The 21,020-nt window shown below is 70.9% G+C and carries 14 protein-coding genes; 9 read left to right on the plus strand and 5 right to left on the minus strand.

What is annotated here, in order from left to right:
• Nucleotides 1-153: 153 nt before the first annotated feature.
• On the minus strand, nt 154-879 hold the full coding sequence (locus AC6EXY_RS20480) for a TNT domain-containing protein (RefSeq protein ID WP_499817833.1): 726 nt from the start codon (nt 877-879) through the stop codon (nt 154-156).
• A gap of 136 nt (nt 880-1,015) precedes the next feature.
• Here AC6EXY_RS20480 and AC6EXY_RS20485 point away from each other — a divergent pair, with 136 nt between their 5' ends.
• Nucleotides 1,016-1,177, plus strand: a complete 162-nt coding sequence (locus tag AC6EXY_RS20485; protein ID WP_499817834.1) for a hypothetical protein — start codon at nt 1,016-1,018, stop codon at nt 1,175-1,177.
• Nucleotides 1,178-1,285: 108 nt separating this feature from the next.
• Here AC6EXY_RS20485 and AC6EXY_RS20490 read toward each other — a convergent pair whose 3' ends face one another.
• Nucleotides 1,286-1,723, minus strand: coding sequence for a MarR family winged helix-turn-helix transcriptional regulator (locus AC6EXY_RS20490; RefSeq protein ID WP_133150703.1), 438 nt, complete (start codon nt 1,721-1,723; stop codon nt 1,286-1,288).
• Between the two features lie 140 nt (nt 1,724-1,863).
• On the opposite strand from AC6EXY_RS20490, the gene AC6EXY_RS20495 reads away from it, so the two are divergent.
• The 4 genes from AC6EXY_RS20495 to glgA all read left to right on the plus strand — a co-directional run bounded on the left by AC6EXY_RS20495 (nt 1,864) and on the right by glgA (nt 6,650).
• Entirely contained in the window at nt 1,864-2,793 is a 930-nt protein-coding gene (locus AC6EXY_RS20495; RefSeq protein WP_499817835.1) for an LLM class flavin-dependent oxidoreductase, read from the plus strand.
• A 60-nt stretch (nt 2,794-2,853) separates the two neighbouring features.
• Nucleotides 2,854-3,921, plus strand: a complete 1,068-nt coding sequence (locus AC6EXY_RS20500) for a VOC family protein (protein ID WP_499817836.1) — start codon at nt 2,854-2,856, stop codon at nt 3,919-3,921.
• 190 nt (nt 3,922-4,111) lie between these two features.
• A complete protein-coding gene (gene glgC, locus AC6EXY_RS20505) occupies nt 4,112-5,350 on the plus strand; it encodes a glucose-1-phosphate adenylyltransferase (RefSeq protein ID WP_101832475.1) in 1,239 nt (412 codons plus the stop codon).
• 106 nt (nt 5,351-5,456) lie between these two features.
• Nucleotides 5,457-6,650 carry a glycogen synthase gene (glgA, locus tag AC6EXY_RS20510; protein WP_499817837.1) on the plus strand — a complete coding sequence of 398 codons (1,194 nt, stop codon included), beginning with the start codon at nt 5,457-5,459 and terminating at the stop codon, nt 6,648-6,650.
• A gap of 32 nt (nt 6,651-6,682) precedes the next feature.
• Here the strand turns inward: glgA and rfbB are convergent, their stop codons facing one another.
• Nucleotides 6,683-7,687, minus strand: a complete 1,005-nt coding sequence (gene rfbB / locus AC6EXY_RS20515; protein WP_101832473.1) for a dTDP-glucose 4,6-dehydratase — start codon at nt 7,685-7,687, stop codon at nt 6,683-6,685.
• A 270-nt stretch (nt 7,688-7,957) separates the two neighbouring features.
• Here rfbB and AC6EXY_RS20520 point away from each other — a divergent pair, with 270 nt between their 5' ends.
• From AC6EXY_RS20520 to AC6EXY_RS20530, 3 genes are all read left to right on the plus strand, one after another.
• Complete coding sequence (locus AC6EXY_RS20520; protein ID WP_499817838.1) at nt 7,958-9,607, plus strand: circularly permuted type 2 ATP-grasp protein; 1,650 nt, start codon at nt 7,958-7,960, stop codon at nt 9,605-9,607.
• Nucleotides 9,601-10,554, plus strand: a complete 954-nt coding sequence (locus tag AC6EXY_RS20525) for an alpha-E domain-containing protein (protein ID WP_499817839.1) — start codon at nt 9,601-9,603, stop codon at nt 10,552-10,554. Before AC6EXY_RS20520 ends, AC6EXY_RS20525 begins: the two co-directional genes overlap by 7 nt.
• Nucleotides 10,555-10,657: 103 nt before the next feature.
• Complete coding sequence (locus AC6EXY_RS20530) at nt 10,658-11,503, plus strand: transglutaminase family protein (protein ID WP_499817840.1); 846 nt, start codon at nt 10,658-10,660, stop codon at nt 11,501-11,503.
• On the opposite strand, the gene AC6EXY_RS20535 is transcribed toward AC6EXY_RS20530, so the two are convergent.
• A complete protein-coding gene (locus tag AC6EXY_RS20535) occupies nt 11,500-11,856 on the minus strand; it encodes a transposase (protein ID WP_499817841.1) in 357 nt (118 codons plus the stop codon). The two genes, AC6EXY_RS20530 and AC6EXY_RS20535, sit on opposite strands and share 4 nt — an antisense overlap.
• Nucleotides 11,857-11,909: 53 nt before the next feature.
• The gene (locus AC6EXY_RS20540) at nt 11,910-13,154 is read right to left on the minus strand and encodes a lytic transglycosylase domain-containing protein (RefSeq protein WP_499817842.1); all 1,245 of its coding nucleotides are present in this window, start codon (nt 13,152-13,154) and stop codon (nt 11,910-11,912) included.
• Between the two features lie 839 nt (nt 13,155-13,993).
• Between AC6EXY_RS20540 and AC6EXY_RS20545 the strand changes: the two genes are divergently transcribed.
• Nucleotides 13,994-20,092, plus strand: a complete 6,099-nt coding sequence (locus tag AC6EXY_RS20545) for a DNRLRE domain-containing protein (RefSeq protein ID WP_499817843.1) — start codon at nt 13,994-13,996, stop codon at nt 20,090-20,092.
• Nucleotides 20,093-21,020: the final 928 nt, after the last annotated feature.

The following is a 21,020-nucleotide window of genomic DNA, read 5'->3' on the forward strand; positions in this document are numbered from 1 at the left end:
AGGGGGACCTTCATCCGGTCGACGATCTCGTGGGCGAGGGCGTTGACGAGCCAGGGCTGGCCCGTCGTCAGGGCGAAGGCGTGCTCCACGGCCTGGGATGCGAACGCCTGGCCGGTCTGGGGGGGGGGGCTTCCAGCCGCGGGAACCCGACGGTCAGATCTTCGAGGTGTTGACGGGTATCTCGGCGAGGAGGTGCTGGTCGAGGAGGTACTGGAGCTGGAGGTTTCCGGTCTGCTGGTTGCAGAGGGGCGATGCGGTCGAGCCGGGGACGAGCGCGCACACGACCTGGAACTGGCGGCCGCTGCCGGGCTGGTCGAACCAGGGGCGAATCGCGCCGGTGTACACCTGGAACGGCCGGAGCACCTGGTAGGCGTGGTAGTTGCAGCCGGCTGGGCGGGTCGTGTCGTCCAGGTTCGACGGGGGGATCGACCGCTGGGCGTACTCGGTGCCGCGGGGGGAGAGGAAGCTGCCGCGCGGCAGGCCGAAACGGTCGATCTGCTGGCCGGGGCGCAGCGTGAGCGTGTATCTGACGGGCGAGCCGTCCGTGCGCAGATAGTAGCCGTCGCTCGGCGGAAAGATCCAGTTACCGGGAATTCCTGGGAAGGGCGAGAAGCTGGCGGCGGGATCCCACCAGGTGTCGATGAACTGCCGGGTGGGGTGACCACCGGTGCGGGAATAGCCGCCGAGTTCGGAGCCGACGGGGCCGAAGAGCGGCAGGCTGGCCGGGCCGAGACGCTGATCGCCGTTGAGGTCGGCGGCCGAACACGCGTCAAAGCTCCGGATGACCGGTGGCCGCAGGGATTCGGCGCTCGCCGGCGCGGCCGTGGCGAAGGCCAGCCCGCCGACCGCGAAGGCGACAACAATCCGGCGCAGACGCACGCTGTTCCTCCCGGCGTATCAGAGCGGTGACGACGAGCCGGAGAGTAGGGGACTGATCATGCGCCTGACCGTCAGGTCTGGCTGCGGGCGATTGCTCGCGTGTCGTCACATCAGCGTGGCCCGGCGAGGAACAGGTGTGCCTTCCGCCGCAGCGGGCGGGTTGGGTTGGTTCGGCTATCCGCCGTGGAGGGCGTCGGGCAGGTTCGCGGCGAGGAAGTCGACGGCGTCGGCGGACTTTCTTGCCTGGTTCAGCACGCTGGAGACGGCGTCCTGGATCGTCCCGCTGACCGCCGCGTAGTACGGGCTGACCGGACGGGTGCCGGTGTGCGCGAGAGCCGCCAGGATCGCCTTGGTGAAATCGTCCTGCCGGCCCTGGTAGCCGCTGGCGATATCGTCGCCCGGCGCGTCAGGGAATGAGGGCGCCGAAGACGTCGGGGACGTCCTCGGCCAGGACGAGGAGGGTGGCGGCGCGGGTGAGGTGGTCGCTGTCCTCGGCGGGGAGCTGGCCGGCGAGGTCGGCCAGGCGCTGGCTGACGTCCGCGTAGAAGGCGTCGGTGAGTTCCTTGCCCGCGGCGGTGAGGCTGACGGTGATGGCCCGGCGGTCGATCGGCGACATCGCGCGGACCAGGTAGCCGCGCCGCTCGATCCGTTCCACCAGGCCGGTGATGCTCGACTTGTCGAGGCGCAGCATCGTGCTGATCTCGCCCATGCCGCGCGACTGGTCCTTCAGGACGCACATCAGCTGGGCCTGCGGCACGGACACCCCGTACCCGGAGCACACGCCCGCGTAGATCGAGTTGACCAGGTAGGACAACCGGACCAGGGCCACCGGTGTCGTGAACATCGCGCCCACCCTGGATCTCCGCCTCTGTCGATCGCCCGCCGCCCACTGTACCGACGGCGGGGTGGATGGCCGCGGCCCCAAGATTTGTGATACGTACTGTACGTGATAGCAATCAAAAGCAGTGGCGTGGCGGGGTCGCGGTGAGCGCGCTGTCCAGCTCGCGCCTGGTCTTCGGTGCCGGCGGCGCCGTCGGCGGCCTGAGCGCGGCGCAGACCCTCGATCTCGCGCAGAGCGCCGACGAGCTCGGGTACGACCTGTTCAGCCTCAGCGACCACCTGCACAGCGAAGCGCCCACCGTGGAGCCGCTGGCCACCCTGGGTTGGCTGGCTGGCCAGACGCGCCGCATCGAGCTGGCCACCAACGTCGCGGCCCTGCCCTACCGGGCACCGGCCGTCCTCGCGAAATCGGCCGAGACCCTCGACCGGCTCTCCGGCGGCCGGTTCGTCCTCGGCCTCGGCGGCGGCGGATACGACGCCGAGTTCCACGCCTTCGGCCTGGCGGAACGGACCGGCGGGCAGAAGATCGCCGGGCAGCGGGAGGCCATCGCCATCCTGCGCGGCCTGTGGTCCGGCGAGCCGACGACCCTGGACGGCCAGGAGTTCACCGTGCGCGGCGCCCGCATCGATCCGCGGCCGGAGCACCCGATCCCGATCTGGCTCGGCTCGTACGGACCGCGGGCACTCGCGTTGACCGGGGAGCTCGCCGACGGCTGGCTGCCCTCGATCGGCCGGGTCGGGCTCGACGGCGCCCGCCGGATGCGCGAGGTCGTGACAGGCGCCGCCGCCCGGGCGGGGCGGGACCCGGCGTCGATCGTCTGTGCCACCAACGTGATCGTGCGGCTCGGTCAACGGCTGCCCGCCGGCTCCGGGGTGGTCGGTGGGACCGTCCCCGAGGTGATCGGCCAGCTCGTCGACATCGTGGCCGTGGGGTTCACCGCGTTGCTGCTCGCCGTGCCCACGGTGGAGGAGGTCGAGGCGCTCGCTCGCGACGTCCTGCCGGCGGTACGGGACGAGGTCGCCGCCCGCGGCCTGCTGCGGCTGCCCGCCGCCGACCCGGCGACGCACGGGTAGACCGCGCTGTCGCCGGACCGATATTGACAGTGGCACTGCCATCTTGGCAGCCTCACTGTCATGACGAATGCTTCGACGGATTCCCTCCGGGACGCACGGGCGGCGCTGGTCCGGGAACGAGTGACGGACGGCGCCGCGCGCCTGCTCGACGCCGGCGACGATCTCACCTTCGCGAAGGTCGCGAAGGAGGCCGGCGTGCCCGAGCGCACCGTCTACCGGCATTTCCCCACCCGCGAAGCCCTGCTGACCGCGGTGTTCGGGTGGGCGAACCAGCGCCTCGGGCTCGTCGGGCCGCGGCCGACCGGGCTCCCCGCGGCCGCGGCCGCGGTGCGCCAGGCGTTCGGCGGCTTCGACGAGGTGGCGCCGGTCGTGCGGGAGCTCCTGCGCGCGCCCGAAGGGCTGCTCGCCCGGCTGTCCGACAACGAGCGGCGCCGCGAGGCCGCCCTCGATCTCGTCCGGCACGAGGCGCCCGGCCTGGACGAGACGAGCGCCCGCCGGCTCGCCGCCGCGGTGCAGACCCTCACCGCCGCGTCCACCTGGCAGTCGCTGCGCGACTACTGGGACCTCGACGGCGCCGAGGCGGGAGAGGTCGCCGCGCTCGCCGTCGAGGTGCTGATGCGGGGGGCCAGGGTCGGGCCCGCCGCCTCGCGCGACCTGGTCCGGGGGGTCAACCACCTCGCGGTACTGACCGACGATCTCGACCGTTTCATAGCGTTCTATACCGACGTGTTCGGGTTGACGCCCGTGTTCCGGGAGACGGTGGCCGGCCCGGATGGTCCGGCGTTTCGCCATGCGATCCTGCGGACCGGGCCGGACTCCTGGTTGCACCCGGCGCAGGTCACCGGGAACCCGCACGGCACCGGCGCGGCCGCGATGTTCGACCGCGGGCATCTCGACCATCTGGCTCTCACCGCGGCGTCCCCCACCGCGTTCGCGACGCTGCGTGAACGGCTGGTCGCGCGCGAGGCGAGCGACGGCGTCGTCGAGGACCTCGGCGCGTTCCACAGCCTGTGGTTCCGCGACCCCGACGGTATGCGGGCCGAACTCGTCCTCATCGTCGACGTCGGCCTCGCGGGCATTCATGCGCCGCGACCACTTGACGCGGCGGTGCTCCACCACTCGGCCTAGCCTGGCCGGGGGCGGCGGCGACACCCCCGATGATGCTGGCGCTGGGGGCTTGTAGGGTCGCAAGTGGCGATCGGCGGCGGTTCGCCCACTCCCGCGGAACCTGGCCCGGGTGGGACGGTTTCCCGGCGGTGTCGGGGGTAGATGCCGCGGGTCGTCACCCCTCATCGCGCCGTGAGACGGGAGCCTCCCTGTGCCGAGTCCGCGGGTCCTCGGCCTGGTGCTGGCCGGTGGGGCCGGCAAGCGGCTGGCGCCGCTGACGGCCGACCGGGCCAAGCCCGCCGTTCCCTTCGGCGGTCTGTACCGGCTGATCGACTTCGTGCTGTCCAACCTGGTCAACGCCGGCTATCTGCGCATCGCCGTGCTCACCCAGTACAAGAGCCACAGTCTCGACCGGCACATCACCACCACCTGGCGGATGAGCAACCTGCTGGGCAACTACGTCACCCCGGTGCCGGCGCAGCAGCGCCTCGGCCCGCGCTGGTACGACGGCAGCGCCGACGCCATCCTCCAGTCGCTGAACCTGGTGTACGACGAGGACCCGGACATCGTCGTCGTCTTCGGCGCCGACCACGTCTACCGGATGGATCCCAGGCAGATGGTCGCCCAGCACCTCGACTCCGGTGCCGGGGTGACGGTCGCCGGGCTGCGGGTGCCGCGGGCCGACGCGAGCGCCTTCGGGGTGATCCAGACGGCCCGGGACGGGCGGAGCATCGAGGCGTTCCTGGAGAAACCCGCCGATCCGCCCGGCCTGCCCGACAGCCCGGATGAGACGTTCGCGTCCATGGGCAACTACGTGTTCTCGACGGACGTGCTCATCGAGGCGCTGCGCAAGGACGCCGCCGACGAGGACAGCGGCCACGACATGGGCGGCGACATCATCCCGATGCTGGTGTCGCAGCGGGCCGCCGCCGTCTACGACTTCGCCGCCAACGACGTGCCCGGCACGACCGTCCGTGATCGCGGGTACTGGCGCGACGTCGGCACCCTCGACTCCTACTTCGAGGCGCAGATGGACCTGTGCGCGCTCGACCCGGTGTTCAACCTGTACAACCGCGAGTGGCCGATCTTCACGAGTGTGCCGTCGCTGCCGCCGGCGAAGTTCGTCCACGACGACCCGAGCCGCACCGGCAGCGCGGTGAACAGCATCGTCAGCAACGGCGTGATCATCTCTGGGGGTACTGTGCGCTCGGCGGTGCTCTCGCCGGGGGTGCGGGTGCATTCCTGGTCGGACGTGGACCGGGCGGTCCTGCTCGACAACGCCGTCGTCGGCCGCGGGGCTGTCGTCCGCGACGCCATCCTCGACAAGAACGTGCACGTCCCGCCGGGCGCGCGGGTCGGCGTCGACAAGGACCGCGACCGGGCCCGCGGCTACACCGTCAGCCCCCAGGGCATCACCGTCGTCGGCAAGGGCGCCACCGTGATCGACTGAGCGGCGCCGTTCACCGTTCGCGGTATGGCTTCGCCGCGTTCCGCGGAACGCGCCCGTCCCTGCCAGTCCCTGCCGTCGATCCGACAGAGAGCGAAGAAGACCGGCCATGCGCGTCGCGATGCTCACCCGCGAGTTCCCCCCGGACGTCTACGGCGGCGCGGGGGTGCACGTCGAGTACCTGGCCCGCGAGCTCGCCCGGAGCGTGGACCTCACCGTGCACCGGGAGGGCGACAAGGCGGCGCCCGACGATCGGATGGTCGTGGAAGCCGTCGGTGATCCGGGCAGCGGCAAGGCGGGGGTGAGCGCGCACCGGCCGTGGGCGGCGCTCGACGGCGCGAACGACGCGCTGCGCACCCTGTCGATGGACCTGTCGATGGCCGCGGCCGCCACCGGCGCCGACGTCATTCACTCCCATACCTGGTATGCGAACCTCGCCGGGCATCTGGCTGCCCTGCTCGGTGGGGTCCCGCACGTGATGACCTCGCACTCGCTGGAGCCGCACCGGCCGTGGAAGGCCGAGCAGCTCGGCGGCGGCTACCGGCTGTCGTCGTGGGCCGAGCGGGTGGCGATCGAGTCGGCGGCGGCCGTCGTCGCGGTCAGCGCCGGGATGCGCACCGACATCCTCGACGCCTACCCGGCCGTCGACCCGGCCCGGGTGCACGTCATCCGCAACGGCATCGACACCGACGAGTACCAGCCCGACCCGGCCACCGACGTGCTCGAACGGTACGGCATCGAGCCCGAGCGCCCAACGGTCATCTTCGTCGGGCGGATCACCCGGCAGAAGGGCCTGCCGGTGCTGCTGCGCGCCGCCTCGGCCCTCGACCGCCGCGCGCAGCTCGTCCTGTGCGCCGGCGCGCCGGATACGCCGGAGCTGGAGGCGGAGACGACCGCGCTGGTCGACGGCCTGCGCGCCGAGCGTGACGGGGTCGTGTGGCTGCAGGGGATGCTGCCCAAGCCCGAGGTCATCCAGCTGCTCAGCCACGCCACCGTGTTCGCCTGCCCGTCCGTCTACGAGCCGCTGGGCATCGTCAACCTGGAGGCGATGGCCTGCGGCACCGCCGTCGTCGCCTCCCGCGTCGGCGGCATCCCCGAGGTCGTCGACGATGGCACCACCGGCCTTCTCGTCCCCCCGGACGACCCGCGCTCCCTCGCCGACGCCGTCAACGCCGTCCTCGCCGACCCGGCCCGCGCCGCCGAGATGGGCAGCGCCGGCCGGTCCCGCGCCGTCACCGAGTTCGGCTGGGCCGCCGTCGCCGAGCGCACCGCCGCCCTCTACGCCTCCGTCACCGGCGGATAACTCGCGTCTCGAGTTGTCGCCGGAGGGTGGGGTCAGCTCTTCCAGGCGGTCTCGGTGACGGGGGAGCGGCCGAGCAGGGGGCGCCACCAGGCCTCGTTCTCCTTGTACCAGGCGATGGTGGACCGCATCCCCTCGGCGAAGTCGATCAGCGGGGACCAGCCGAGCTCGGTGCGCAGCTTGGTGGAGTCCAGCAGGTAGCGGCGGTCGTGCGACGGGCGGTCCGGCACGATCGTCTTCAGCGACGCGGGCAGGCCGAGTTCGGCGAGGACGGTGTCGGCGATCGTCTCGATGTCGGCCTCGACGCCGGAGCCGACGTGGTACGTCTCGCCGACCCGGCCGCGGTCGAGGACGGCGTCGATCGCCCGGCAGTGGTCCATGACGTGCAGCCACTCGCGGCGGTTCGTCGTCGACGCGTACAGGGGAAGCTGCTCGCCCTGCAGTGCGCGGGTGACGAACAGCGGGATGACCTTCTCCGGGAACTGGTACGGCCCGTAGTTGTTCGAGCAGTTCGTGATCGTGACCGGGAGGTCGTAGGTCAGGCAGTAGGCGCGCACGGCGTGGTCGCCGCCGGCCTTCGCCGCGTTGTACGGGGTGCGCGGCAGGTAGGGGGCGTCCTCGGTGAACGCGCCGGGGTCGTTGAGGTCCATGTCGCCGTAGACCTCGCAGGTGGAGATCTGGTGGAAGCGGGCGACGCCGACGGTGCGGGCGGCCTCCAGCAGCGTCTGGGTGCCCATCACGTTCGTCGAGAAGAAGTCACCGGGTCGGATGATCGCCAGGCTGTTGTGGGACTCGGCGGCGAAGTTGACGATCACGTCGACGGAGTGCTCACGCAGCGTCGACTCGATGAGCTCGCGGTCGCGGATGTCGCCGTGGACGAACGTGATCCGCTCGGCGACGTCGTCGAGGTTCTCCCGGCAGCCCGCGTACGTCAACGCGTCGAGGGCGACGACGGTGTCGGCGGGGTGCCGCTCGCGCCAGTAGCGGACGAAGTTCGACCCGATGAACCCGGCGGCTCCGGTCACCAGCAGTGTCGACATCGTGCGGCCTTTCGCTCGGCCCCGCGCGCTTCGGTGCGCGCGGCGGGCGGGATGGGGTGGTGGATGGGATGGGCGCAGGATGGAGCGACCATCGTCTCGCATCCCCGGCCTACGCCGGACGGTTGTGCCCACGACGCCCCGCATCCACGTGTGGCGCCCGTGGCGGCGACGTCCACCGCGCGTGCCGGATCCGTGATCACGGCACCCGCAATCCAGGGCCACCACGGCGACGACACGCGCAGGTAACACGCGCACTTTACGCTCTGCCGCGTGGCGGACCTGTTCGAGGGTTATCCGGCGGAAGCGGCGGCCACGGCGGCCTGGGACGAGGTCTTCGAGGCGTCGAACCGGCCCCGGGAGGTCTACTCCGCCCTGTACGACGCGTTGCAGCCGATGGGCAGCGCCGACCTCGCGGCGCGCAAGGTGGCGTTGGACCGGGCGTTCCGGGACGCCGGCATCACGTTCAACCTGTTCGGCGAGGAGCGGCCGTTCCCGCTGGACCTGGTGCCGCGCCTGCTCGCCGACGACGAGTGGCGCGTCATCGAGCGCGGGGTGACCCAGCGTGTCCACGCGCTGGAGGCGTTCCTGGCCGACGTCTACGGCCCGGCGGAGGTGCTCGCCGACGGGATCGTGCCGCGGCGCCTCGTGCTGACCAGTGCGCACTTCCACCGGGCGGCGCACGGTATCGACCCGCCGAACGGCGTGCGGGCGCACGTGTCGGGCATCGACCTGATCCGCGACGAGCGCGGCGGCTTCCGGGTGCTGGAGGACAACGTCCGGGTGCCGTCCGGCGTCAGCTACGTGATCGAGAACCGGCGGGCGATGACCCGGGTGTTTCCCGAGCTGTTCGCCACCCACCGGGTCCGCCCGGTCGCCGACTACGCCACCCACCTGCTGCACGCGCTGCGCGCCGCCGCGCCACCCGAGGTCGCCGACCCGACCGTCGTCGTGCTCACGCCGGGCGTCTACAACGCCGCCTACTTCGAGCACGCCCTGCTCGCCCGGCAGATGGGCGTCGAGCTCGTCGAGGGCCGTGACCTCAGCGTCCGCGACAACAAGGTGACGATGCGAACCACCGAGGGCGAGCAGCCGGTGCACGTCGTCTACCGCCGCGTCGACGACGACTGGCTGGACCCGGTGCACTTCCGCCCCGAGTCGACGGTCGGCGGCGCGGGCCTGGTCAACGCCGCCCGCGCCGGCAACGTGACGATCGCCAACGCGCTCGGCAACGGTGTCGCCGACGACAAGCTGATGTACACCTACGTCCCCGACCTCATCCGGTACTACCTGGGCGAGGAACCGATCCTGCCCAACGTCGACACCTACCGGCTGGAGGACGCCGACCAGCGCGAGTACGTCCTCGACCGCCTGGACGAACTCGTCGTCAAGCCGGTGGACGGCTCGGGCGGCAAGGGCATCGTCATCGGCCCGCAGGCCAGTGACGCCGAGCTCGCCGAGCTGCGGGTCCGGGTGTGCGAGGACCCGCGGGGCTGGATCGCGCAGCGGGTGGTGCGGCTGTCGACGTCGCCGACGCTCGCCGACGACCGGCTCGGTCCCCGCCACGTCGACCTGCGGCCGTTCGCCGTCAACGACGGCAACCGGGTGTGGGTGCTGCCCGGCGGGCTGACCCGGGTGGCGCTGCCGCGCGGCAGCCTGGTGGTGAACTCCAGCCAGGGCGGCGGCTCCAAGGACACCTGGGTCCTCGCCCCCGAGCACGGCGGACGCGAGCTCGCGCCGCACCTGGGCCGCCCGCCCGGCGCGGCCGTCGCCCGCCCGGCCAGCGGCCCGGACCTCGGCCCGCCGGACTCCTCCGACCAGCAACAGCAGCAGCAACAGAACCAGCACCGTGACTCGGCCGGGCCGCGAGGCGTCGGCCAACCGGCGGGCGTGGCGGCGGGCGAGGGGGGAGCGCGGTGCTGAGCCGGATCGCGGAGTCGCTGTTCTGGATCGGCCGCTACGTGGAACGGGCCGAGTCGACGGCGCGCATCCTCGACGTCCACGTGCACCGGGTGTTGGAGGACCCGTGGCTGGAGGAGGGCTCGGCGGGGCGGGAGCTGCTCGCCGCGATGGGCCAGCCGGCGGGCTTCGACCAGCCGGTCGACTCGCGCCGCGTGATGGAGATCCTCGCCTTCGACCCGGTGCGGCCGTTCAGCATCACCGGCGCGCTCTCGGCGGCCCGGGAGAACGCCCGCGGCGCCCGCGTCGTCGTCTCCAGCGACGTCTGGGAGTGCCTCAACGCCAGCTGGAACGACCTTCCGCATACCGAGGAACTGGCCCGCCGGCTCGGGCCGCACGTGTTCTTCCGCTACGTCCGCGAGCGCACCGCGATGCTCGCCGGCCTCGTCGACGCCACCCTGGCCCGCGACGACGGCTGGCGGTTCCTGGTGCTCGGCCGGTCCCTCGAGCGGGTCGACATGACCTCGCGGCTGCTGTCGTCGAGCATCAGCGAGCATCCGCACTCGCAGAGCTGGATCAGCCTGCTGCGTTCCTGCGGCGCGCACGAGGCCTACCTGCGCACCTACCGCCGCGCGGTGGACGCCGCCCGGGTCGCCGAGTTCCTGCTGCTCGACCGACTGTTCCCGCGCTCGGTGTACTGGTCGCTGGTGCTCGCCGAGCAGATCCTCGCCGAGCTCGACGGCGGGCGCGGACGCGGCTCGCCCCGCTCCACCGTCGACGACACGGCCCGCCGCCTGGTCGGCCGGGCCCGCACCGAACTCGAGTTCCACAGCGTCGACGACCTCGTCGCCGACATGCCCGACCTGCTGGCCTCCCTGCAGACCACCTGCTCGACCGTCAGCGCCGAGGTGACCGCCCGCTACTTCGCCCGCGAAGCGCCCCGCTCGTGGGCGATGGAGGTGCCGGCGTGAGCCGACCGTCGAGGCTGACACGCCCCGCAGGCCCCGCCCGTCCGAGCCCGATCTGGTCCGCCGGGCCGACGCGTCCCACCCGATCCACCTCAGGGGGAACCCGGTGAGCTGGCAGATCCGCATCGAGCACTCGACCGGCCACTGGTACGCGAGCCCCGTGCTGTCCTCGTACAACGAGGTCAGGATCATCCCGCAGACCGCCGCCGCCCAGCTCACCCTGGAGGCGACCGTCCGCACCGAACCCGCCGCGCAGACCTACCGGTACTGGGACTACTGGGGGACGCAGGTCACCGCGTTCGACCTGCACACCCCGCACACCGAGCTCGTCGTCACCGGCCGCTCGATCGTGCAGACCGCCTCGGCGCCGGAGCGCCCGCGCGACGTCCCGACCTGGTCGGCGCTGGCCGAGGACCGGATCGCCGACGAGTTCGTCGAGTACCTGCGACCGTCCGCGTCCACTCCCGAGCACGCGGAGCTGGTCGACGCCGCCCGTGAGCTGGCCGCCACCCACGACCCGCGCGAGTTCGTCCCCGCCGTCGGGGCGTGGGTGCGCGAGCGGCTGACCTACCGGCCCGGCACCACCGGCGTGCACACCTCCGCCGTCGAGGCGTGGCAGAAGGGCGAGGGCGTCTGCCAGGACTTCGCGCACCTCGCGCTGGTGCTGATGCGCGCCGCCGGGATGCCGGCCCGCTACGTGTCGGGCTACCAGCACCCGTCGGCGTCGGCGGAGGTCGGCGAGACGGTCGCCGGGCAGTCACACGCCTGGGTGGAGGGCTGGCTCGGCGAGTGGTGGGGCTTCGACCCGACCAACGACGTCCCCGCCGGCGAGCAGCACGTCGTCGTCGCCCGCAGCCGCGACTACAACGACGTCCCCCCGGTGCGCGGCGTCTTCTCCGGCGGCGCCTCCACCTCGCTGGGCGTCTCCGTCTCCGTCACCCGCCTGGCCTAGCCAGCCGCCTGTTCTCGACGGCGAGGCCTGCCGGGGACCTGGGAGCCTGGCCGGGTGCGGGCCGGCGGTGTGGTGGCGGTGCGGAGCACGTCGAGGGCGAGTCTGAGCTGGCCGTTCTCGTAGGCGAGGCGGCGGATCTCGGCCTGGTGGCGGCGGAGTTCGGCGCGAGCGTGATCGGCGGGGATGGCCTCGGCCTGACGGATCCAGGTGCGCAGCGTCTCCGCGCTGATGGTGTGGGCGGCGGCGCCGGCCTGGATGGTGGCCCACTCCGAGGCGTGCCGCGGGCGGGCGAGGCGGACCTCGGCGACGGCCCGCGCGCGGAAGGCGGGGGAGTAGGGGGTGGAGCGTCCCATGGTGTCTGTCTCGATTCCGGTTCATCCTGCCTGAGCGGGGCGAGTTCGCCCGGTCAGGGGGCAGGAGTTGGGGTGGGGGTCGGGGCACGCGGGGATCCGGTGCCGTCGGCGGGCGTCATGGAGATGACAAGGAGGGGGCCGCTGGGCGAGGCGGGCATGGCCGCGGGCTCGGGCCGCGTCGGGCTGGCGACCGGGGAGCGGGGCGTCGTCGTCGGCGAGGCGGGGGACTCGCCGCGCCCGGTCTGGTGCGGACGGTCCGGCGACCGGTTCGGACTGGGCGGCGCAGGGGTGCCGGGCGGTGCCGGGGAACCGGATGACGTCTCGGTCGGTGCGACGTCGTCTTCCGGAGTGCGGTCTCCGTTGGCGCCAGCCGGCGCAGGGCCGGTGGGGGACGGCGTGGCGCGGGCGGGCGGTCCGGCCGGCGGCCGGGTCGCGGCGGTGATCGTCATGGGGCCGGGAACGACGCCGGTGACGGTGTAGCCGGCCGTCCAGGCGAGGACCGCGCGCAGGTAGCTCGCGGACGGGTTGTAGCTGTAGATCGCGGCGTGCAGGTCCGCGGTGACGGTGAGGTCCCGGCCGCCGAGGCAGAGGTAGGTGGCGGCGGTGAGGGCGGCGTCGTCGACGTTGTTCGGGTCGGCGCGGCCGTCGCCGGAGCCGTCGCGGCCGAGCGCGGCCCAGGTGGTGGGGATGAACTGCATGGGTCCGACGGCCCGGTCGAGCTGGGTGTCGGTGTCGAGCCGCCCGTCGTCGGTGTCGCGGATCAGGGCGCGACCGTCGCGGCCGTCGAGGACGGGTCCCAGGATCCGGCTGGTCAGCGTGCCGTCGGCGGTGACGGCCCGGCCGTGGGCGTGGCCGGACTCGACCCGGCCGATGCCGGCGAGCAGCTCCCAGCGCAGGTGGCAGGCGGGCCGCTCGGCGGCGAGGCGGGCCTGGGCGCGGTGGTACGCGGTCAGCATCCGGTCGGGGATCCGCCGGTCCGCCGCGCGCAGCACCACCGTCGGTGACCCCGTCGAGGGGGAGGGGCTGGCCGGCGACGCCGCCGGGGTGGGTGTGCCTGCCGGCGTCTCGGGCGGCGTCGGCTGGACGGCGGGCTGCAGCGGGGGCAGGTCGAGGTCGTAGTCGCGCGTGGGCGGATGTGCCTGCGTCCCCGGGGGAGTGCCCGTCTCTGACACCCCGGCCGCCGTCGCGGTCGTGGTCGCCGTGTGGGCCACGGCGCCGGGCGTCAGGCACAGGACCGCGAGCAGGCCGATCATCGGTAGGGCGGCGAGGACGCCGGTGGAGCGCGGTGCCCGGACCACGGGGCGATGACGACCCCCGGGGTCCGGATCCGCACGGTGGCGTGCGCGACGAGTGGGGGCTCGCCGATGCCGGCTCATGCCGAATGCCTCCCTCAATACCCTCGCGTGGATACGGACTGCCGTTCGCGCGGCGCCGAAGTGGGCGCGCGAAGAACGCCGCCCGATGAATGACCAGGCCATTCATCGACGACGGTCGTCACAGAAGCGGTGGCCGAGACGACCGCACATCGCCGTGCGATCCAGATGGTGTCCCGGGGAAGCACTGTGGCATGACCGAGAGCGGCCTGTCATCCCATTCGACAAAGAAGTTCCCTACTGCCCATAACGATCAATGACGGGCTTCCTACAGGACGTGATCGATTTGGCGTCGCTATACGTGTCCGACGTTGGGCTGATGGTGAAGAAATCAACGCCCAGGGGCCGCCATGTTGCGTCACGGTAACACCCCACTGAGTGTCCCAGATCACAATCGGTACTGTTAGTTACAGGTGTGCTGTACATCTGCGCGGGTTTCTTCACGCACCGCTTCGATGTGCCGGTCAGACTGCCGGTCTTCCTGCGGAGAGTAGTCGTCGCGGGGGATCTGGATCGGTGTCCCGTCACGCTGCGCAGCTCTACAGCAAAGCAATTGCTGGCATCGACGCTGTACCGCGATCCACACCGCTGTCATTTTCGGTGCTCGGCGCGGTCTGCCGTTCCCCTCGGCGGCCGCGCCCATTACCGCGTGCGGAACCCTTCGTTTCCGGTGGATCGGAGTTGGTGTGATGCGGGCTTCTCCCGTGCGTTCTGGCTGGTCATTCACCCGTCTACTCACGCTCCTGCTGGTTGCGGCGCTGGCCGTGACAATCGTCCAGTTCGTCCCGGCCGGGCGAAGTCCGGCCCAGGCCGCTCCGGCGGGCGCCGGCGGCCAGGACCCCCCGGCCGCCACCGGGCCGGCCGAGCGTCCTGATCTGGTCTCCGCGCAGCTCGCGGCGCACGCGGAGAAGCGGCGGATCGAGGTGACGGACGCCCGTTCCGAATCGACGTCGACGTTCGTCAACCCGGACGGGACGATCACCGTCGACTCCTACTCCGGGATCCGGCGGGTGCGCCGCGGGGACGGCTGGGCGGACGTCGATCCGACCCTGGTCCTCGCCGATGGCAAGGTCACGCCCAAGGTGGCCAAGGCGGGCATCGTGCTGTCCGCGGGTGGGAAGTCGGCCGGGGACGTGGCGACCCTGGTCGACGGCACCCGCGAGGTCGCCTTCGGCTGGCCGACCGCTCTGCCGGCCCCCGAGCTCAAGGGCGACACGGCGACCTACCACGATGTGTCAGCCGACACGGACCTGGTCGTGAAGGTCGTCGCGACCGGTTACGACGTGCGGATCGTGGCCCGCACCCCGGCCGCCGCGCAGGCGGCGCTGCGTCTGCCGATGCGCCTCAAGGGCCTCACCGCGGCCCGCGAGGCGTCGGGCGAGCTGCGCCTGTCTGCCGGCGGGAAGGTGACGGCGCGTTCGCCGGCTCCGTTGATGTGGGATTCCCACGTCGACCCGAAGGCCAAGCTGCCCGATCACACCCACGGCGTCGACGCAGCCCTGGAGGGCACCTCCGCGGCGCCGACTCTGGCGCTGAAGCCGGACAAGGGCTGGCTGACCGACCCGGCCCGCCGGTACCCGGTGACGATCGACCCAGCCGCGACCCTCGCCGACAACCTCGACACCGACGTCAACAACGCCAACCCGACGACGAACTACGACACGAGCGACCAGCTCCGGGTCGGGAACTACCTCGGCGCGGCGGTCAACCGGTCGTTCCTCAGCTTCGACGACTCGGCGATCAAGGGCCGGCACGTCACCTCGGCCGTGCTGAACCTGTGGCAGGAGGGCTCGGCGACCTGCACCGTCGAGCCGACGATCGTCCAGGGCGCGGGCGGCATGGGTGCCGGCACCACCTGGAATACCCAGCCGAGCAGCGACGGGATCACCTGGGGCACCGCCACCTTCAACAACGGCGGCTCGTGCACCGGCTCGGGTGGCACGAACATCGACATCACCGGTCTCGTCGACGCCTGGGCGCACAACGGCTTCCCCGCGCCGGAGACGCTGACCATCCGCGCCCCGAGCGAGACGGACGCCAACCAGTTCAAGTACTTCTACTCCGGCGACACGCCCCTCGCCCCCCACATCTCCACCACCTACAACTCGTACCCGACGACGATCGCCGGCCGCTTCACCAGCCCCTGCTCGGCCCAGTGCGGCGGCACCCCGCCGACGGTGATCACGAACGCGACGTCTCCGACGCTCAGCGGCTACACCACGGACGACGACGGCGGCACCGTCCGGATGGACTTCGAGGTCTGGGATTCCGCCGGCACCACCAAGATCACCGGGGGTTCCACCGACTTCATCGTCCAGAACACCCAGGGCTCCTGGACGGTCCCGGCCGGGCTGCTCACGAACGGCACCAGCTACGAGTGGCGGTCCCGGGCCTTCGACGGCACGGACTACTCGACGGCCTGGTCGTCGTGGATCCCGTTCACCATCGACACCACGGCGCCGTCCGCACCCACTGCGCTGACCTCGACGGCCTGGCCGTCCGGTGGCTGGTCGGGCACGACGTCCGGCACGGTGTCGTGGACATCGCCCGGTGGGGACACGGCGAGCTTCCTCTACGGCCTCGACGAACCGTCCCCGTCCACGTCGACGACCGGGACCGCGAGCGCGACGCTCACCCCGACCGCCGGCCTGCACACCTTCTACCTCCGCACGGTGGACAAGGCCGGCAACCTCTCGCCGGTCGTCACGTACAAGTTCGGCGTCGGCACCGGCGCGCTCGCCTCGCCCGAACCGCAGTCGCGCGCCCAGCGATTCGTCACCCTTCGTGGTGAGGCGCCGAGCAGCCAGGTCTCGGTCGCCTACCACTACCGCAAGGGCACCGACCCCAGCCTGCCCTGGCTGGACGTGCCGACAGGCGCGGTGACCATCCAGGGAACGACCTCGCACCCGACCTGGCCGGTGTCCCGCAACAGCTCCGGGCTGTTCGACAACCAGGTCTGGAGCCTGCCGACGACCTTCGGCGGCAACGACGGCCCGGTCCAGGTCCAGGCGTGTTTCGCCACCTCCGGCGGCACCATCACCTGCACCGCGGCGACGACCTTCCAATACACGATCAACGCCTTCAGCGACACGAACGCCACCACGAAGGTCGGCCCCGGCACACTGGCCCCGCTGACCGGTGACTTCTCGGTGCCCGCGACCGACGTCTCCATGCCCACGTACATCGGCACCCTGTCCGTCGGCCGGACGCTGACCACGCTGACGCCACCGGGTGCGGTGTCGACCCCGGCGGGCGTGTTCGGCCCGGGCTGGACGTCGAACATCCCCGGCCCGGCGTCGGGCTCGGCGAACCGCACGCTCACCGACAACACCGACTCCGGCGGCTACGTCACGCTGACCTCGGCGGAAGGCGCGCCCGCCGTCTACACCCGGGTCGGCTCCGGCAGCTACCCGTACCACTACGCCGGCGTCGCCGACACCGCCGCCGACGGCTCCACCCTGACCAAGGACTCGGCCACCCAGTTCACCCTCACCGAGGTCGACGGCACCCGCACGACCTGGAACACGGCGACCGTCGGCGGCACGACGATCTGGGTCGACGACCGGGTGATGGAGCCCGGCAACGCCAACACCTCCACCTTCACCGTCGACGCCCAGGGCCGGACGACCCGCATCCTCGCCCCCGTCCCGGCCGGCGTGACCTGCACCGGCACGCTCGGCGCCGGCTGCCGGGCGCTGACGATTTCCTATGCGACGTCGACCACGGCGACCGCCGACGGCGGGGATCCGGCGACGTGGGGTGATTACACCGGGCGGATCAGCTCGATCTCGATGTCTCTCAACGGGGCCGCCCCGGTCGAGGTGGCCCGCTACAAGTTCGACACGACCGGTCGGCTGCGCGAGGAGTACGACCCCCGCCTGGACACCGCCGGCGGCGGCCATCTGGCGACGCTCTACTGGTACAGCGCCGAGAACCGGGTCCAGGGCTACATCCCACCGGGCCAGGAGACCTGGAACTTCAACTACGACAGCTACGGCCGGCTGATCAGCCTGACCCGGGCCCGGCCCGGCGGCGCCGGCAACGCCACCCAGAGCATCGTCTACGACATCCCGCTGACCGGCGGCTCCGCGCCGGTCGACATGTCGCCGACGGCGGTGGGCACCTGGGGCCAGCAGGACCTGCCGTTCTTCGCGACGGCTGTGTTCCCCGCGAGCCACGTGCCATCCTCGCCCCCAGGCGCGTCCGACTGGCCCTACGCCGACCTCACCTACATGGACGCCAACGGCCGCGAGGTCAACGCCGCGTCCTACGGCGCCGGCGCCTGGCAGGTCACGACAACCGAGCATGACGCCCGCGGCAACGTCATCCGCGAGCTGACCGCCGAGAACCGCGACCAGGCCCTGACGCCGACCGCGGACACCGACCCGACCGTCGCCGCGCTCACCGACTCCGCCACTCGCGCCCAGCTCCTCGACACCGACACCAACTGGTCCGCCGACGGGGTCGTGCCTGTCGACTCCTACGGGCCGAAGCACCGCTACGTGACCAACGGTGGCACCCGTACGTCGGCGCGGCTGCACACCCACACCGACTACGACCAGGGCGCACCGGGTGGCGGCGCGGTCTACCACCTGCCGACGACGGTGACGACGTCCGCCTACGACGGCAGCGCCGACACCGACACCCGCAAGGTGATCAGCGGCTACGAGGCGAAGACCGGCGCCGACGCGGCGACGTCCGGGTGGACGTTGCGCAGGCCGACGCGCGTGACGACCTGGATGGGCGGCTCGGACCCGGACGTCGTCCGCACCAGCTACTACAACCTGGCGGGCCAGCCGGTGGAGGTCCGCCAGCCCAAGGCGAACAGCGCCGGCACCGACGCGTTCACCACGCTCACCTCCTACTTCACCCCGACCGGTTCGGGTGGCTGTGTCAACGCCTCCTGGGCGGGCCTGGCCTGCCAGGAAGCCCCCGCCGCCCAGCCCAGCTCGGGCAACCCGCTGCCGACGACGGCCTACACCTACAACAACCTCAACGAGCCGCTGACCGCCGTCGAGACCGTCAGCTCCACGACTAGGACGACCACCACCGCCTACGACGCGGCCGGCCGCAAGACCTCCGCCGCCGTGGCGGTGAGCCCCACGGCCGACGGCGGCGCCACCGTGCCGACCGCGACCTTCGGCTACAGCCCGGACAATGGCCTGCCGACGACGACCACCGCCGGTGGGATCACCCTGACCATCGGCTACGACACCTGGGCCCAGGTCAGCTCCCAGACCGACGCCGACGGCAACACCACGACCACCGGCTACGACATCGACGGCCAGACGTCGACCGTCAACGACGGCAAGGGCGTCTACACCTACACCTACGACGGCACCAACGAACACCGCGGCGTCGTCACCAGCCTGAACGTCGGCGCGGGCTCGGCGCCGTCCACGTTCAGCGCCACCTACAACGGTGACGGCAAGCTCGCCACCGAGACCTACCCGAACGGCCTGGTCGGGACCCGCCAGTACGACAACACCGCGAGCCCCACCGCGCTGACCTACGCCAAGTCCGGCACGACCTGGCTCGGCTACAGCGAGATCGACAACATCAACGGCCAGGGCCGCATCGTCGGCACCCCCAACCAGGGCATCGAGTACCTCTACGACACCTCCGGCCGGCTCACCCTCGCCCGCGACGTCCGCGCCACCAGCGGCGCCCAGACCTGCACGTCGCGGCGCTACACCTACGACCTCGACTCCAACCGCACCGGCGAGACCTCCTACCCCGACGCCGGCACCAACGCCCCCGGCGCGGCCTGCAGCACCTCCACCACCCCCACCTACACCCTCACCCACAGCTACGACCAGGCCGATCGGCAGACCGACACCGGCTACGTCTACGACAAGTTCGGCCGCACCACCACCGTGCCCGCAGCTGACGCCGGCGGCACGACGCTGACCGTCGGTTACGCCGCCGACGACATGGTCGCCTCGGAGAACCAGGGCTCGACCACCCGCACCTACGCCCTCGACCCGGCCCGCCGTGTCCGCTCCTGGACACAGGGCAGCACGACATCAACCAACCACTACACCGACGACACCGACGACAGCCCCGCCTGGATCGCCGACAGCTCCACCACCTGGACCCGCAACGTGCACGGCATCGGCACCGGCCTCGCCGCCATCCAGGACAACACCGGCGCCGTCACCATCCAGCTCACCAACATCCACGGCGACATCGTCGCCACCGCCCCCGACACCACCACCGCCAGCTCCACCAGCTCCTTCCAGGAATCCAACGAATTCGGCAAGCCCTACACCCCCGCCTCCGCTTACCCCCGCTACGGCTGGCTCGGCAGCCAGCAACGCTCCCACGACACCCTCTCCGGCCTCCTGCTCATGGGAGCCCGCCTCTACAACCCGAACACCGGCCGCTTCCTCCAGACCGACCCCGTCCTCGGCGGCTCCGACAACCCATACGACTACGCCCACCAGGACCCCTACAATGTGTTCGACCTAGACGGAAGCTCACCCTGGGTTCGGAACAAGCATTCGTATCAGATTCGGAACAAATTTAGAGTTAATTGCATGCCGGTATGCAATTTTCTCTCGACGGTCTTGAGGTACGGATCCCACAATTACATCACGGATAGCGGTTGGGGCTGGTATCATATCGAGGGCAAGCACAAGGGTGAGCTCACCTTTGCGCAGTTGCAGCAGACTCTTCTTGCGCCCGACCAGGTCTACATGCAGGATAACGGTAGGATTGTGATGCGGAAGAAGTTCAGGAGTAGGTGTTGGTGCGGAAAGAGCACTACATGGTGGTCGCGAGTGGTGATTGATCCAGGCCATGACTCCAAGGGTGGTGCCACCTATCCCATTGGTATCATCACGGCCTATCATGAGCATTAGCATGTAGTGGTGAAGCAGTGACCCACCTGGTGTAGGGTTACGCTCCTCCACCAGGTGGGTCATTCACCGGCTACGACAGATTCTGGTTGGCCTTGCGGTGGCACTCCGGCGAACGCTGCAAATCTTTCTCTTCGCGCTGGCATCTTAGAGTAGAGGGCGACACTCCCGCGAAAGTTGGTAAGATTGATTGATCAAAGCGGCTTCGATCGCGCAAAGAAATGCCTCGAGATGGTTCGAAGTGAATTAAATCGGCCGGACTCGAAAAGAAATTCGATTGCAACCTGGATTGACTGGGTGGGGAAAAGTCCGGCCGTCTGTATCCTGTTCCATTCGTGGACGCGCTGGCCTCAGAGGCGGCTCTTTGGGGTCCGCTGGGAAGTCACCAGGAATGCTGGAATTGGTGAGGAAAGAGAGCGGCTCGAGTCGCCTCTGGAGCTCGCCAGAGAGATAGTTTACCACTTTGTAGAAGAGCCGGCAGGATTGTCGGCCGACCGATGGAACCCTGACGCGTGGGGCATCGTCTGGCTAGGAACTATCGAGGGTCGGACAAGCTACTCCGAACAGGGAACTGATCCCACTCTCCCTGAATGGGTGCGTCCGCTCGTCGCGCGTTGGAGGCAGAACGATTCCTGACCTGGTCGGCTGCGCAGGGCTGGTCCCGGTGACGCACTGATGAGCAACCACCACCCGCACGAGAATGCGATTCCTCGTAGCGGGATCGCGTCTCGTCCCTGGTGCCCGTGACGCCCCCTTGAGAAGGAACTCCCTTCCCAGAGTGAGAGGCCACACCCTCCGCGTGACGTGTCCATTCACGGGTGAGTGACAGCGGTCCGCTGAGCTGGGCGTTTGTGTTGGGGTGACACGTTGTGGTTGTTGCTTGATCGTGGCTGTGGGGCGTGGATGATCTGGGTTTGTGGCTGACCTGTCC

It is taken from the genome of Frankia sp. RB5 (assembly GCF_059816245.1).